Source organism: Bacteroides sp. AF25-5LB (genome assembly GCF_003602965.1).
Classification (GTDB): Bacteria; Bacteroidota; Bacteroidia; order Bacteroidales; family Bacteroidaceae; genus Bacteroides; species Bacteroides uniformis.
In genome coordinates this window covers 343,634-360,040 of the sequence record NZ_QTMC01000003.1, presented here as the reverse complement: position 1 = coordinate 360,040, position 16,407 = coordinate 343,634, and the positions used below count along the sequence as shown (strand labels likewise).

The 16,407-nt window shown below is 43.2% G+C and carries 13 protein-coding genes; 5 read left to right on the top strand and 8 right to left on the bottom strand.

What is annotated here, in order from left to right; all coding sequences use genetic code 11:
* Positions 1-91: 91 nt before the first annotated feature.
* Both DWY57_RS05615 and DWY57_RS05610 read right to left on the bottom strand, forming a co-directional pair.
* The gene (locus tag DWY57_RS05615) at positions 92-598 is read right to left on the bottom strand and encodes a hypothetical protein (RefSeq protein ID WP_119961446.1); all 507 of its coding nucleotides are present in this window, start codon (positions 596-598) and stop codon (positions 92-94) included.
* 229 nt (positions 599-827) lie between these two features.
* Positions 828-2,048 (bottom strand): site-specific integrase, encoded by a 1,221-nt coding sequence (locus DWY57_RS05610; RefSeq protein ID WP_119961445.1) that lies wholly within the window; start codon positions 2,046-2,048, stop codon positions 828-830.
* A 324-nt stretch (positions 2,049-2,372) separates the two neighbouring features.
* On the opposite strand from DWY57_RS05610, the gene DWY57_RS05600 reads away from it, so the two are divergent.
* From DWY57_RS05600 to DWY57_RS05580, 5 genes are all read left to right on the top strand, one after another.
* Entirely contained in the window at positions 2,373-2,738 is a 366-nt protein-coding gene (locus DWY57_RS05600; protein ID WP_117966645.1) for a helix-turn-helix domain-containing protein, read from the top strand.
* Between the two features lie 406 nt (positions 2,739-3,144).
* On the top strand, positions 3,145-4,479 hold the full coding sequence (locus DWY57_RS05595) for a TolC family protein (RefSeq protein ID WP_119961444.1): 1,335 nt from the start codon (positions 3,145-3,147) through the stop codon (positions 4,477-4,479).
* A 74-nt stretch (positions 4,480-4,553) separates the two neighbouring features.
* A complete protein-coding gene (locus DWY57_RS05590) occupies positions 4,554-5,651 on the top strand; it encodes an HlyD family secretion protein (protein WP_035449880.1) in 1,098 nt (365 codons plus the stop codon).
* Between the two features lie 106 nt (positions 5,652-5,757).
* On the top strand, positions 5,758-7,398 hold the full coding sequence (locus DWY57_RS05585) for an MFS transporter (protein ID WP_117601301.1): 1,641 nt from the start codon (positions 5,758-5,760) through the stop codon (positions 7,396-7,398).
* Between the two features lie 37 nt (positions 7,399-7,435).
* Positions 7,436-8,302 carry an AraC family transcriptional regulator gene (locus DWY57_RS05580; protein WP_119961443.1) on the top strand — a complete coding sequence of 289 codons (867 nt, stop codon included), beginning with the start codon at positions 7,436-7,438 and terminating at the stop codon, positions 8,300-8,302.
* A gap of 6 nt (positions 8,303-8,308) precedes the next feature.
* Here the strand turns inward: DWY57_RS05580 and DWY57_RS05575 are convergent, their stop codons facing one another.
* From DWY57_RS05575 to kdpA, 6 genes are all read right to left on the bottom strand, one after another.
* On the bottom strand, positions 8,309-9,748 hold the full coding sequence (locus tag DWY57_RS05575; RefSeq protein ID WP_117601302.1) for an ATP-binding protein: 1,440 nt from the start codon (positions 9,746-9,748) through the stop codon (positions 8,309-8,311).
* Between the two features lie 20 nt (positions 9,749-9,768).
* Positions 9,769-10,890 (bottom strand): sensor protein KdpD, encoded by a 1,122-nt coding sequence (locus DWY57_RS05570; RefSeq protein ID WP_119961442.1) that lies wholly within the window; start codon positions 10,888-10,890, stop codon positions 9,769-9,771.
* Between the two features lie 111 nt (positions 10,891-11,001).
* The gene (locus tag DWY57_RS05565) at positions 11,002-11,757 is read right to left on the bottom strand and encodes a hypothetical protein (RefSeq protein WP_119961441.1); all 756 of its coding nucleotides are present in this window, start codon (positions 11,755-11,757) and stop codon (positions 11,002-11,004) included.
* Between the two features lie 146 nt (positions 11,758-11,903).
* On the bottom strand, positions 11,904-12,476 hold the full coding sequence (locus DWY57_RS05560; protein WP_005824709.1) for a K(+)-transporting ATPase subunit C: 573 nt from the start codon (positions 12,474-12,476) through the stop codon (positions 11,904-11,906).
* Positions 12,477-12,488: 12 nt separating this feature from the next.
* Positions 12,489-14,537, bottom strand: coding sequence for a potassium-transporting ATPase subunit KdpB (gene kdpB / locus DWY57_RS05555; protein ID WP_119961440.1), 2,049 nt, complete (start codon positions 14,535-14,537; stop codon positions 12,489-12,491).
* 30 nt (positions 14,538-14,567) lie between these two features.
* Positions 14,568-16,274 carry a potassium-transporting ATPase subunit KdpA gene (gene kdpA / locus DWY57_RS05550; RefSeq protein WP_119961456.1) on the bottom strand — a complete coding sequence of 569 codons (1,707 nt, stop codon included), beginning with the start codon at positions 16,272-16,274 and terminating at the stop codon, positions 14,568-14,570.
* Between the last annotated feature and the right edge of the window lie 133 nt (positions 16,275-16,407).

Here is a 16,407-nt window from a genome sequence, read left to right as displayed (position 1 = left end):
TTGTTGCTCAGGTACTTAAAAAAAATATTTTATAATAGTGTTGCGGAATTAAGGATAAAGAGACTGTTGCAGGTTACAAAATTAGATATTCTTATTCATTCAGCATTTCATCAATGGCGAATTCGTGAAGTTCATGCTCCAGCTTCATTTCTTTAAGCCGTTCTTCTTTCTTCTGAAAATAATCATCGCCCAAACCTTTTTCTTCGAGTGCCTTGTCGAATTTATCAAGTATTTCATCTGAAACACATTCTTCATCGTCATTATCGATTGACTCGTCCAATACAGCAAGCATATCCTCCATTGTGTATTTCTGTTCTTGTGAAGAAGTATCTTCCGTTAATGAAAACTCTGTATCATCCTCACAATCAATATCCGGCCCTAACATATCTATAAGCTCATCGATTGTATAATCTTTGTCTTTAAAAGAATCTTTCGTATTTTCTTCTTTGACAATCGGCTCTTGAACACCGGTTTCCTGTATGCTTTCTTTTTGAGCAGACATTTTAGTCTTTGGTGCTTTCTTTGAAGATTTCTTTTTAGTCTCTACAACTTCGGCAGTCACCGGTTGTTGTTCTTCTACTTTTTTCTTTCGTGCCATAACTTTATTTATTTTTGAATTTAGTAATACTCCGAATACATGAATCATCGGACATTACATATATCCTCTTTTTTGTCGGAATATAAAAGAAAAAGGTATTTTAACTATATTCTTAACCAGAATTAAGCTCTCGCACCGGTAATTTTGCATAAAGAAAGCCCGATTCCCCACCAAGTAAGAGAATCGGGCAGAATATTGAAGCTGCCCCAATATAGCCTATATACAAGCCTTAAAAGCTCAATAAACTCGCATTTCTGGCTCTGTTTTCAGACTCCAAATCGGCAAGATATATCTCAGTAGTGGTTATACTTGTATGACCCAACATAGGTGATATTATAGACACCGGAACACCCTCGTTTCTCAATACGGTAGCATAAGTATGGCGTGCAACGTATGTTGTAATCTTGCCTATGTTCAGCTTTTCACCGATGACTTTCATTCTGTCATTTATATGTTTGGTGAGATTCTTCTTTTTCTTCTCATGTTCCCAAGCATCATCACCGGCTTTCATAAAAGGAAATATATAAATACTCTTTCTCGGATTGTTCCCCCACTTTTCAATAATAGACTGCATTTCAGGAGTTATCGGTGCATAAATCCGTTTTGTATCACGAGTTCTGTCTTTGGTCTTTTCACGAATAAACGAAATTTCTCCGTTTTGAATGTCAGAGAATTTTAGGTTTATCAAATCGGCAACGTTGATACCGTTACAGAAATAGATGAATAGCCATAAGTCACGATAAAACTCAGTGAACTTGTTACCGTCCGAATAATTGGCGATAGCTTTGAGTTGTTTCTTGTTGAGTGCTTTTTTCTTGCCTACACCTTCCTTTATCTGGTATTTGCCTCTTCCGAAAGGATAATCAGCCTCTCTAATCACTCCGGCAGATTTGGCAATATTCATGATAGCACGAATATTTCTCATGTTGATAGCCAAAGTTGTCTGACTTACTGTTTTCAGGCAGAATTTCTCAAAATCACGCAGCCACTCAACTGTAATATCCCGAATTGGTACATTATTCCTTTTATACCGCTTAATCAGCGAGAGCGTACTTTGATAAAAAGTCTTGGAACCAAACTTGTTGTTTTCATCCAGTTCTTTTATCTTGGCTTCAAGCATTTCATTGATAGTACCGCCGATGTTTTTTCCAAGTCTTGTATTCAGACGGTCAAAAGAGAAAGTTCCGCGTTCGGCCAGATATTCCACATTCTTTAGAATACGGCTGAGTTCCTTCCCGATTTCTTCCTGAATATCTCTGCACTCTTTGGACTTGCCTTCAAGCGCTTCTTCAAGTTCTTCTTTTGAAGTCAAGCAGATACCGACTGAATAATACTTTGGTTTGCCCTGATAATACACTTTGATTTTTACCGGATAAGTACCTTCTTTATTAATGGTGCGAGTGTCGAGTACAACCGACACAACAACGCCGTTTTTAATGATTTTAATCATGATGTTTGAATTACTTGTAAACGGAATTGTTTACCGGTAATATATCCTCCAATTTTGGGAATTATAAGTTAAACGGGGCTTTCAAAAGGTATTTACAGGCATTTTTTAATAACGTTTGCAGTATTGTTTTGGAAATATTTTAAGGTAACATCGAATATATATATTCTGAAATTCAGTAGAATGTTTTGTATTTCAATAATAAAGAGATTACTTTTGCATAAACAACAAAGAGCATGAGAATAATAGCGAGAAGCAAAATCTTGATTCGCTTTATCGGTACTCATGCCGAATATGATGTAATTGACGCTAAAAATATATAGACGTATGGCAAAGATTCAAAATGAAACTGCTTATAAGGCAGCAATGGAGAGAATAGAAGAACTTCTGCCATTGGTTGATGACAATACGCCTTTGAATGACAAGAATCTGATAGAATTGGATTTGTTGTCAGAACTTGTTGCGGATTATGAAGATGAACACTATCCGATAAAATCACCTTCTTTAGTGGATGTGATAAAACTTCGTATGTATGAAATGGGATTGAATCAGGTGAAACTTTCAGAACTTCTTGAAGTAAGTCCTTCACGTGTCAGCGACTATCTTACGGGGCGTTGCGAGCCTACCCTTAAAGTAGCTCGTGAAATAAGCCGGAAACTCAATATTGATGCGAATATAGTGTTAGGTATCTGATATGAAATTGGGGCTAAAAACGACCATTTGCACGAAAATTGCACAAATCACCGGAAAACAGAAGAAATAACGTGATTACGGATGAAAAAGAAATATTATATTTGCCCTTGAAAAAGAGCCATTTAAGTAAGAGCGTGAAACGCAAAGAAATAGGAAGACATCGGTACAGCCCGGTTTCATAATCATGAGGTCCCCGGTTCAATCCCGGGTCCCGCTACAAAGAAGATTTAGACTGTTAGGAGGCTTCCACTCTTGGCGGTCTTTTTTGTTTTTAATACTCATTTTTTACTATGGTTTGTTTTCAAATTATAGTAAAAAGGAAAATATGAATACAAACAGTTGATATATGGATAGTCCTCTTGCATTTTAAGCCACTAACTTTGTGTGCAAATATCAAGTGACTATTATGAAAAGACAACTGTTCACATTTTCCTTTCTGTGTCTGCTTGCACTAGGTACAAGAGCACAAAATACCCTAACCTTGGAGGACTGCCTCAAAATAGGTATCGAAAACAACTTGTCCTTGCAAAGCAAACGGAAGGAAATACAAAAAGGGAAATACGGCATCTCTGAGAATCGAGCCAAACTGCTACCCCAAATCAATGGTTTTGCCAACTATAACGACAATATCGATCCACCCGTCTCCGTTACCGATGGTTCAGCGTATGGCAATCCCTACAATGTAACCCAAACTTTGCAATACAACGCCAACTTCGGATTACAGCTGCAGATACCACTTTATAACCAGACACTCTACACCACTCTATCCATAGCCAAAACCATGGATGAGATGAATCGCCTTTCTTATGGAAAGGCAAGAGAAGACCTCATCCTCCAAATTAGTCAAATGTACTATTTAGGACAGGTTACAGCTGAACAGATTATTTTGATAAAAGCCAACATCACTCGCCTGGAAGAGTTGAGAGATATCACTCAAGCCTTCTATGACAACGGCATGGCTATGGAAGTAGATGTGAAACGCGTCAACATCAACTTGGAGAACCTCAAGGTGCAGCACGACAACGCACAAGCCATGATGGAACAGCAGCTGAATCTACTTAAATACATTATCGACTATCCGGCGGAAGAAAGAATAGCACTGGTACCAGTGAATACAGAAACGATTACGCCCGCAGCACTCACCGGGCTGTCCGAAACACTATATGAACTCCAGCTGTTGCAATCACAAAAACAACTTGCTGAACAGCAGAAAACAATAATCAGCAACGGTTACATCCCCTCCTTGAGCTTGACGGGAAGCTGGATGTTCTCTGCCTATACGGACAAAGCTTACCATTGGTTCCATTCCGGCCCTTCCAACCATTGGTATCGCTCCTATGGAGTGGGACTCTCCTTGCGCATTCCCATTTTCGACGGACTGGACAAACGCTACAAGATGCGTAAGGCAACCATCGACATAGAGAACATCAAGCTCGCCCAAGAGAATACCAGAAAGAATCTTCAGACACAATATCTAAATGCTACCAATGACCTGATGAACAGTCAGCGTAACTTTAAGAAGCAGAAAGACAATTATCTACTTGCTGAAGATGTATATACCGTTACTATGGACCGTTATCGGGAAGGAATCGCTTCAATGACCGAAGTATTGCAGGACGAAATGCGGATGAGCGAAGCCCAAAACAACTATATCAGTGCCCACTACAATTACCGGATAACCAATCTGACTTTGCTGAAGCTGACGGGACAGCTGGAGACGTTGAGCCCCTCAATTCCTTAAAGAGGAAGATGAATAGAGTCCGTATTCAAGGACGGATATATATAATAATGAATAAACAATATAATATAGAAGATATGGAAACAAAAGAGAACAATAACACCGCAAGTACCCATCAAGAGAAAGCACGGAAATTGAAGAAGCTTCGCCGTTGGCAAATCGTTGTCAGCCTATTAGGAATAGCTATCCTTATCTGGGGAATAATTCAAGTGACCTGCCTCTTTTTGAACTACAAACGGACGGAAACCAGTAATGATGCACAGATTGAACAATACATATCTCCCGTCAATCTGCGCGCATCAGGATATATCAAGAAAATTTGTTTCACAGAACACCAAGAAGTACACAAAGGAGATACCTTACTTATATTGGACGACCGGGAATATAAAATCAGAGTCATGGAAGCTGAAGCTGCACTCAAGGATGCACAAGCCGGCGCCACAGTCATTGGTGCTACACTACAAACCACGCAAACTACAGCCTCTGTCTACGACGCCTCCATAGCAGAGATAGAAATCCGCCTTACCAAGCTGGAGAAAGACCGCCAGCGATACCAGAACTTGGTGAAGAGAAACGCTGCCACCCCCATTCAATTGGAACAGATAGAAACCGAATATGCAGCTACCCACAAGAAGTTGGAAGCTGTGAAACGGCAACAGAAAGCTGCCTTGTCGGGTGTGAACGAAGTGTCACATCGCCGTGAAAATACAGAAGCTGCCATACAACGGGCAACAGCCGCACTCGAAATGGCACGGCTGAACCTCTCCTACACCGTAGTAGTAGCTCCTTGTGATGGGAAATTGGGACGGCGTACTCTTGAAGAAGGACAATTCATTACTGCTGGACAAACCATCACCTACATTCTGCCTGACACACAAAAGTGGATTATAGCCAACTACAAGGAAACCCAAATTGAGAATCTGCACTTGGGACAAGAAGTAGCCATTACCGTTGATGCCATCAGCGGCAAAGAGTTCAAAGGGAAAATCACTGCCATCTCCGGAGCCACTGGTTCCAAGTATTCCCTAGTGCCCACGGATAATTCTGCCGGTAACTTCGTGAAGATACAACAACGCATCCCAGTCCGCATCGACTTTACCGATTTGTCTAAAGAAGACAACAGTAGCCTTGCCGCCGGTATGATGGTAATAGTCAAAGCGAAAACAAAAAAATAGGGATTAAGGATTAGAGGTTAGGGATTAAGGCAACCAACTCCTTAATCCTTACCCCCTAATCCTTAATCTTTAACCCTTAATCCCTAACCCCTTAACCCTTATCCCCATGCCCTCATACCCCAAGAACTATCCTTTCTACAACTGGGTACCCAAACCGGTAGGTATCATCATCCTATTCGTATTCTTTTTGCCGATACTGACTGTGGGCGGTACCTACTCGGTGGCAAGCACCGAAATGATGAGCGAACTCGGCATCATTTCCGAGCATATCCAGTTTGCCAACTTCGCCACTTCCATTGGCATGGCAGCATTCTGCCCTTTTCTGTATAGGCTGGTAGTCATACGCCGGCAGAAAATGATGTGCCTGGCAGGATTCTCCCTAATGTACATCTTCAGCTATATCTGTGCCAAGACAGACAGCGTTTTCCTGCTGGCACTATGCAGCATCTTTATGGGATTCCTACGAATGGTGCTGATGATGGTCAACCTCTTCACCCTCATAAAGTATGCAGGGCATATCGAGGCGTACGACAAAATTACACCCGGCAACGAGCCCACAACTGACGAAGGCTGGGACAAGCTGGACATCGAACGGAGTGCGGCACAACCCGCCATCTACCTATTCTTCATGGTACTGGGGCAATTGGGAACCTCGCTCACCGCCTGGCTCGCTTTTGAATATGAATGGCAGTACATACACTACTTTATGATGGGGCTACTATTACTTTGCATCCTCATCACCTTCATTACTATGCCTTATCATAAATATACCACCCGCCGTTTCCCCATCAACTTCAAGCAGTTCGGCAATGCCTCCATCTTCTGCATCACACTGACCTGCATTACCTACGTGCTTACTTATGGCAAAGTGCTCGACTGGTACGATGACCCAACCATACAATGGGCCACAGTCTGCGCCATCATTGCTGGCGGCATATTTCTCTATATCGAGTCTACCCAGCGCAATCCTTACTATCAGCTCGATGTATTCAAACTGCGTACCATCCGTATGGGTTTCCTATTCTATTTTCTGTTAATGGTACTGAATTCCAGCGCCATGTTTGTCAATGTATTCACGGGCATAGGCATGAAACTGGACAACTTCCAGAATGCCACCCTGGGCAACTGGTCCATGCTGGGCTACCTCATCGGCGGTATAGCCACTATCTGGCTCAGCGTAAAAGGCGTACACTTCAAATATCTCTTTGCCGCCGGTTTCCTTCTATTGGGGCTTTCCGCCATGTTCATGTATTTCGAGGTACAAGGTGCAGGACTGTACGAACGGATGAAGTATCCGGTCATCATCCGTTCTACCGGTATGATGTTCCTCTATTCGCTGATTCCAACCTACGCCACCCAACGCATGCCTTACAAATATCTTTCTTCTTGGATATGTACCATGCTTACCGTACGCATGGTATTGGCTCCCAGCATCGGAGCCGCACTCTATACGAATGTACTGCAAGAACGCCAACAGCACTACGTCACCCGCTATGCACAGAATGTAGACATGCTGCACCCCGAAGCATCCACCTCGTTTACCCAGACCGTACAAGGTATGCAATATCAGGGAAAGAGCAAACAAGAAGCAATCAGCATGGCTGCCATATCCACCAAAGGACGCATCCAAGTGCAGGCCACCCTCTCTGCTGTAAAGGAAATGGCAGGATGGACACTCTACGCCTGCTTGTTTTGCATGATATTTGTGCTTGTCGTGCGGTATCCTAAACGAAAATTACTAACTTAGCAGACAATTTTCAGTATAACCTGTAATTTTGTCTGTTATGGATACCCAACAAGAACGTTTATCCCACTTAGACCGCGCATTGTCAAACGGAGAAAACATTTGTAGTTCAGAAGGTATGCTCTGCTCCTTTCCTGCCTCCCTGAAAAAACCTTTTATGATTAATGGAGCAGGACTGATTGTCTGCCGCCAAGGCAACTTCACCTTTTCACTTAACATGAAAGCATTCTCGGCCCAAGCTGGCGAAACAGTTTTCATCCCGGAAGATTCTCTCTTCCAAGTGTTGAGCGAATCGGAAGACCTGCAACTATTCATATTCATTTACCAGATAGAACCGATACGGGACATCATAGGCAATTCAGTGGCAGCCATGTACCTATACATGCAGCTCCGGACTGAACCATGCTACGTATGGAACACCGGAGATGAAGAAGAAGTTTTGAAATACATGTCCCTATTGGACAATACCCTGCACTTAGACAACAACACCTTTAATGATTACGAACAAAGACTGCTTCTACTGGGACTTACATACCGCATCTGTTCCATTTACAACCGTAAACTGATGAACCTAAAAACAACGGTTGGTCACAAACATGAAATCTTTATCCGGCTGATTCAGCTGATAGATGCACACTACACGGAAGAACGCGGCGTAGAGTTTTATGCAGACAAACTCTGCTTATCACCCAAATACCTCTCTGCACTATCCAAGTCCGTCTGCGGATTCACGGTGCAGGAACTGATATTTAAATCCATCATCCGCAAAAGCATCTCACTACTCAAGAACACCCAGAAAAACATCCAGGAAATCGCCGACTTCTTCAATTTTCCCAATGCTTCTTATTTTGGAACATTCTTCAAGAAACAAACCGGCATGTCTCCGCAACAGTACCGTAAAAAATAGAAAACGTTACGCTTTCAACCGGATAACGAAGCGACTCCCCTTACCCAGCTCACTCTGGACAGCCAATGTACCGCCATGAGCTTCCACAAAGTCTTTCGAAATGGAAAGACCTAAACCACTACCTTGCACTTTAGTGCCCGGCACTCGGAAATAACGGTCAAAAATGCTCTGATGATAACGCGGGTCGATACCTTTTCCAAAGTCCTGCACATACATTTCTACAAAGTCCCCGTCATGCCTAGCGCCGATAACCACCCTCCCGTTCTCTTTGGAATAGCGGATAGCATTGCTCAATAAATTGGTGAGCACCCAAGCAATCTTTTCGCTGTCGACAAACAATTTAGGCATTTTTTCTTCCGGATACTCCACTTCTATCTGAATGCCGAATTTATCAGCTTGTACCTGATTGGCCTTGATAGCATACTCTATCAGTTCAATGGGCTTCGTTATCTTAGGCATCATCTGCAATTTACCGGCTTCCACCTGCGTCATGTTCAATAATTCCCCGGTAATCCCAAGAAGGCGATCAGCATTTTCCTTGATGCTGTTCGACAATTGCTCCTGTTCGTCGTTCAACACCCCTACCCGTTTGTCCTCCAACAACTGCAGACTCATCAGAATAGCGGATATAGGCGTTTTCAGTTCATGAGAAATAGTCGAGATAAAAGTAGTCTTGGCACTGTCCAATTCTTTGAATTCTGTAATATTTTTCAGTAAAATCACATCGCCAAGATTATGAGGTTCGTCATCATCAGCCTCTGTATTTATAATGGTAATGTAAGAAGCTTTAAAATAACTCTCCTTATTGTCTGCATAAATTTTCAACGGTTCTTTCTTTTCACCCGGAGTTACCAATTCACGAACTAAACGGCGAAGCAAATCATTCTTCAAAGAAAGCTCCTCAGCCGAACGGCGAATTACTTCCTCCCGTTTCAAATTCAGCACAGTTAAAGCCTCATTATTGATAAAGAGAATTTCCCTATTACGGTTCAAGCCAATAATAGGTTCATCAATACTATTCACAATAGCTTCTAGAAATTTCTTAGCAGAAAGTATGTCGTTCAGCGTACTGGCGCGATACTCCGTCAGTCGTTCCGCCATCCGATTAAAACCATCAGCCACTTCACGAAACTCTTCGTGTCCACTCATATCCAGACGTTTCTCATAATTATGGTTCGCTATTTCAAGAATCCCACGTGTCAGTTCTTGAATAGGTTTGCTGATGGAACGGGGAAGCCATACCAATAATATGATACTGGCAAAAATACACACCCCACCTATCACAGAAATCCAGAGCAATGCACGTTGCAATCCCGGTACAGCAGCAGGACTATCCGGCTCCGTAGCCGTCAGTATCTGTAGATTCACCACAGAAAGAGCAACCAGCAAAATAATCATTCCAGCCAACACCCCTACGCTGAGTATCAATTTTGTACGAATATTCATAATGTTCCTAAGAATTAATATTATGCAAGTATAATCAAATCTATGTTTACTTGTGCCAAATCACGCACAAATTTTCGGTATTTCAATATCATAAACAATGATTTCGGAAAAGAAAGTGACGGACTTCCCATGCAGACAGTTGTTATCTGTTTCTCCCTACAAGTATCCACAATGCTTCCCAACACATCCGACGATTGTACCTGAACAACCTCCCCCCCCAGTTCAGTCACCAATTTGAAGTGGTTCAACAAATACCTTTGATTTGCCAGACCGATACGGTCAGTACTTTCTCTGGGAGTCTGTACATAAAGGGCGACAAACGAAGTATTGTAGCGGGTTGCCAGACGTGCAGCTTTACGAATGATGCGTCGTGGTGTTTTCTCGTTGCTGCTGATACATGCCAGAAACTTCTCATGACGGACTCCCACACTGGTAACCACCTCATTCTCCACTTTCTTTTCCACCCGCAAAGCCACCTCTTTCAAAGCCAGTTCACGTAATTGGAGAATATTTTCCGTTTTGAAGAAATTGTTCAAGGCAGTAGGGACCTTTTCCGGTTTGTAAATTTTTCCAGCTTTCAAACGGGCTATCAATTCTTCCGCAGTCAAGTCAATATTCACCACCTCATCTGCCTCTTGCAAAACGCTATCGGGAATACGTTCCTTCACCTCAATACCCGAAATGCCCTGCACTTCTTCATTGACACTCTCAATGTGCTGGATGTTAACGGCGGAAATCACATTGATACCCTCATCAAGCAAATCCATCACATCCTGCCAGCGTTTCTCATTCCGACTACCTTCCACATTGGTATGTGCCAGTTCATCCACCACTACTATCTCAGGGTGTATCTGGATAATGGCATCCAAATCCATTTCTTCCAGTTCTTTCCCTTTATAGAATATCTTACGACGAGGAACAACGGGCAATCCTTCCAACATGGCATCCGTACCGGCACGCCCATGTGTCTCTATATAGCCTATCTTCACATCTACTCCGTTGTCAAGTAACTCGTGTGCTTCCTGAAGCATACGATAAGATTTACCTACACCGGCAATCATGCCGATGTAGACCTTGAACTTGCCACGCCGCGACTTTTTAATCAAATCAAGAAAATGTTGTACGCTTTCTTCCCTACTCATTTCTTCTGTTTCTTGCTTGTTTTATATATACCATATAACCCGCAACGATCATCACGACCGCCACGGGCATCCAACACTAATTCATGAGTTCTAAAGTTATATCTAAATAAATCATGGCCTTAAAGTAACGCCGAATACCAGATGTGCATCTTCCATACGAGGATTCCAAATGGCTTGTGCAAATACAGGTATTGAGAAACTGTCAGTAATCTTGACTTCCGTAATACCTTTCAGTGCCACATTGGTTACAGCAAATCCACTGTTAGGAACACCATATACTCCTACCCCAGCTTCATAAGGCAGAAATCCGCAAGTAAGGTTCAAATCTACAGACTTGACACTGAACGGATAGTTGAGTTCAACATACGAAGAATAATTCTGCCTGCCTTTGTCATCTTTGTCAGCTCCGGCAAACATAGTGTACCAAGCGATTGACAAAGGAAACTTTTCAACCGGCAATGTATAGGCTAATCCTGCTTCAAAGTGATGCGCCGTTTCGTGGCTCTTAAAATTGAAATACTTTCTTGCTCCTTGTCCGCCCCACCACAAGCTGGCAACAGAAAAAGTCAGACCTGATTCTCCAAAAACATAGGCAGCGGTCAAATCAATCTCCTTAGCCGCAGCCCCTTCTCCTGAAGAAGCTCCGTCAAAATCGGTAGAGCCCCATGCTGTCAAAGAAAAATCACCGACCCCAAAACCCAAAGTAGGCTGAAAACTTACTCCCGTCTGGTAAAAGCCGCGCCAAACATAAGAACTGACCAAATCACCTTGTATTGTAAATTCCTGAGCTTGCACTTTGCCGGTTCCCATAAAACAAGCAGCCACCATACTCGCAAAAACTAGAATTGATATTTTTAAACTTTTCATATCCAACTATTTATTTACCATTACTAATCAATCGTTGAAAGGCAGGAAGGAAGTTTCGGCTCCCCCTGTAAAATGACAGTCTTTCGCTGCCTGAACAGAAATACTTCCGCTCCTGCCCATAACACATGACAAACACAACTAAAAAATTATTTATTCTGATCGGCTTCTTCTAATGCAATGTTCAGTTCCAGCACATTGACAGTTTCCGTACCAAACACCCCCAAAAAGGGTTTGCTGATGTTCTTGTCTACAATGGCTTTCACTTCAGCCTCGTTCATGCCACGTGCCTGAGCCACACGCTTCACTTGTACATAAGCACAAGCAGGTGTGATATGTGGGTCTAGACCGGAACCACTGGCGGTTACCATTTCAGCAGGCACATCCTTGCGGCTCAGATAAGGATGATGTACCAGAAAAGTATCAATACGGGCTTCCACTTCTGCCAGGTATTCATCGTTCGTAGGACCTTTGTTACTACCACCTGAAGCATCGGCTGTATAATCACCCGCAGATGGGCGTCCCCAGAAATAAATATCTTGCGTAAACATCTGGCCTACATTGGCAGCACCTACCACTTTACCATTGAGGGTTGCCACCTCTGCATTTCCCTTGTTGGGACCGGCGAACTGTGCAAATATCCACAAGACAAGGATATAGAACAGAGAGAAAAATATGCAAAATGCAATTGTTATTTTAAATGATTTCCAAAGAGTTTTCATTTTATCCAAGTTTTAAAAAAACAGACTAACTATCATATCTATCAGTTTGATGCCGACAAACGGAGCAATGACGCCACCCACACCATAAATCAACAGATTGCGACGAAGTAGCGCACTGGCACCGATCGGCTTATACTGAACACCTTTCAAAGCCAACGGAATCAAGATAGGAATGATGATAGCGTTGAATATGACAGCCGAGAGAATAGCCGTTTCAGGGCTATGCAGTCCCATAATGTTCAGAGGAGCCAACTGAGGGATGGCTACCATAAACAAAGCAGGGATAATGGCAAAGTACTTGGCAACGTCGTTCGCAATGGAGAAGGTAGTCAACGTACCGCGTGTCATCAACAACTGTTTGCCAATCTCCACAATTTCAATCAGCTTCGTCGGGTCGTTGTCAAGGTCCACCATATTACCGGCTTCTTTGGCTGCCTGCGTACCGCTGTTCATCGCCACCCCCACATTAGCTTGTGCAAGGGCGGGAGCGTCGTTTGTACCGTCACCCATCATAGCCACCAGCTTACCGGCCTGCTGTTCTTTTTTAATATATTCCATCTTGTCTTCCGGCTTGGCTTCAGCAATGAAATCATCCACTCCAGCTTTCTCTGCGATGTATTTGGCTGTCAAAGGGTTGTCACCGGTCACCATCACAGTTTTCACACCCATCTTGCGAAGACGCTCAAAACGTTCCTGAATACCCGGTTTGATAATATCCTGCAACTCAATTACCCCAGTAACCTTCTGATTGACACATACCACCAGCGGAGTTCCACCGTTGCTGGTAATTACAGCAATCACCTCTTCAATCTCTTTCGGGAACTTGTTTCCGGCATTTTCCACAATCTTGCGAATAGCGTCGAATGCACCTTTACGTATCTGAGTACCATCCTGCAAATCCACACCCGAACATTTTGTTTCGGCTGTAAACTTAATCATATGAGCACCGGTAGTATTCAAATCACGCATACGATGACCGTTTTCACGTCCCAGTTCAATGATGGACTTACCCTCCGGAGTCTCGTCAGAAAGTGAGGACAACAAGCAAGCCTCTACGAACAAATTCTCGTCAACACCCGAAGCCGGATGAAACTTGGTGGCTTTACGGTTACCGATTGTAATGGTACCGGTCTTGTCAAGCAACAAGGTATCGATATCACCGGCTGTTTCTACTGCCTTACCGGATTTTGTGATTACATTAGCGCGCAAAGCACGGTCCATCCCCGCAATACCGATGGCAGAAAGCAGTCCGCCGATAGTAGTCGGTATCAAGCAGACAAACAAAGAAATGATGGCTGCAATGGAGATATAAGTTCCCGGATGGTCGATATTCGTATAGTCGGCCATAGGAATCAACGTCACACATACAATGACGAATACCAAGGTGAAACCGGCCAGAAGAATAGTCAATGCTATCTCGTTCGGAGTCTTCTGGCGAGTAGCGCCTTCTACCAAAGCAATCATCTTGTCAAGAAAGCTCTCACCCGGTTGCTGCGTCACCAATACCTTGATTTTATCAGAAAGAACTTTTGTACCACCAGTTACGGAACTCTTGTCACCACCGGCCTCACGGATTACCGGAGCAGATTCACCGGTAATGGCACTTTCATCAATGGAAGCCAAACCTTCCACAATCTCACCGTCGGCAGGAATCGTATCTCCCGCTTCACAAATAAAATAGTCACCTTTCTTCAAACGTGAACTGCTAACGGTATGGATCTTACCGTCAACCAGCACTTTAGCCGGAGTCTCTTCACGGGTTTTACGCAAGCTGTCAGCTTGGGCCTTACCACGCGCTTCAGCGATGGCTTCAGCAAAATTAGCAAACAGCAACGTCACAAACAAGATGATGAATACCAAGAAATTATATCCGAACGCTCCATATTCCGAAGTACCTAATGAAAGGAAACAGACAATCAGCATGACAACCGTTACGACTTCCACCGTAAACATAATCGGATTCTTTATCATCACCCGTGGATTCAGCTTCACGAATGATTGCTTCAAACTTTCCATTACTTGCTCCTTCTGAAACAGAGAAGCTGATTTATTATCTTTCATACCTATGAAATTACTTTTTACAAACTACTATTACAAACTGAAATGTTCAGCAATCGTACTCAATGCATGTGCCGGGAAGAATGACAAGGCAGCCACAATAAAGATAACGGCAAAAGTCATCACACCGAAAGTTACTGTATCCGTCTTCAGCGTACCGGCACTCTCCGGAACATATTTCTTTCCGGCCAACAGACCAGCAATGGCTACCTGACCTACGATAGGCAAGAAACGTCCTAAAATCAGCGTCCAGCCAGTAGTATAGTTCCAGAAGTAAGTATTGTCGCCCAATCCTTCGAAGCCAGAACCATTATTGGCCGCAGCCGAAGTATATTCATAAAGCTGCTCACTCAGTCCGTGGAAACTGGGATTATTCAACCAGCCGCCTTCACCTGCCACAAATTCAGGATAATGAGCGAACAAAAAGCAAGAAAGTGCCACACCGCCCAAGATGATAAGCGGATGAAGCAGTGCCACAATGGTAGCAATCTTCATTTCACGCGCCTCTACCTTCTTACCGAGGAATTCCGGAGTACGTCCCACCATCAGTCCACTGATGAATACGGCGATAATGATGAATGTATAATAGTTCATGAAACCTACACCCACACCTCCAAACCACGTATTAATCTGCATGTTCAGCATTTCCATCATACCGGAAAGAGGCATCGTTGAATCATGCATACCATTTACAGAGCCATTGGAAGTAACTGTAGTCACAATACTCCAAAGAGCAGTAGCAGCAGACCCTAAACGGACTTCCTTACCTTCCATTGCTCCATTGTCTTGGGCAATTCCCATCTCATCAATGCGCGGATTACCTCCCATCTCCTGCGAAACGTTGATGCAAACACCGACAAGAAAAGCAAAAAGCATTACGCCGTAGATAGAGTAGGCCATCTTTCTGCGTCTGGTGTAAAAACCAAGTGCAAGGACCATTGCCATAGGGATAATCAGGATAGACCAGCATTCTGCAATGTCCGTCAGGTAAGTAGGATTTTCCAACGGATGTGAAGAGTTACATCCAAAGTAACCGCCACCGTTCGTACCCAATTGCTTGATAGGAACAATCGCTGCCGTAGGACCTTGTGAAACCAACTGGGTTTGTCCTTCCATCGTCTGAACTTCCAGCTTACCATCAAATCCCATCGGAGTACCTTGTAGAATGAGGATGAAGCCCACAATCAACGAAAGCGGTAATAATACACGTGTACAGCTCAAAACCAAGAACTTCCAGAAGTTACCGATAGTCTTCGTCGATTTAGCAGCCATACCCTTCATGATACCTGCCATAGCTGCCATACCGGTAGCGGCGGTAATGAATTGGAACAACATAATAACGAACAACTGTGTAAAATATGTCAGTCCGCTTTCACCGGAATAATGCTGCAAATTACAGTTCACCATAAAACTGATACATGTATTGAATGCCAGATCCGGTGTCTGGTTAGCGTTTCCATCCGGATTTAACGGCAACCACTGCTGTGTACAGAGTAGCACCATGCCCCATACAAACCAAAAGGCATTCAAAATCAGCAGGGCTTTCAAGAACTGTTTCCAGTTCATCTCTTCCTCCGGATTGACTCCGGCCACTTTATAAATCAATCTCTCGACCGGCTTCATGAAATCCGACCATGTCTTTTCGCCTTTGTAAACCTTGGCAATATACTTTCCCAGAGGGTAGGATATCACAATCAGCAGAACAATCTGCAAGGCTACACCTAAAATTTCAGTGTTCATTTCTCCACTCTCCATTCATTAAAACTTTTCGGGTCTTATCAGCACATAAGTCAGATACCCGAACATTACAATACCTAATACAAATAAAGCAGTGTACATAATTCTCTCTTTTAAATCTTCTCAAACCAATCTA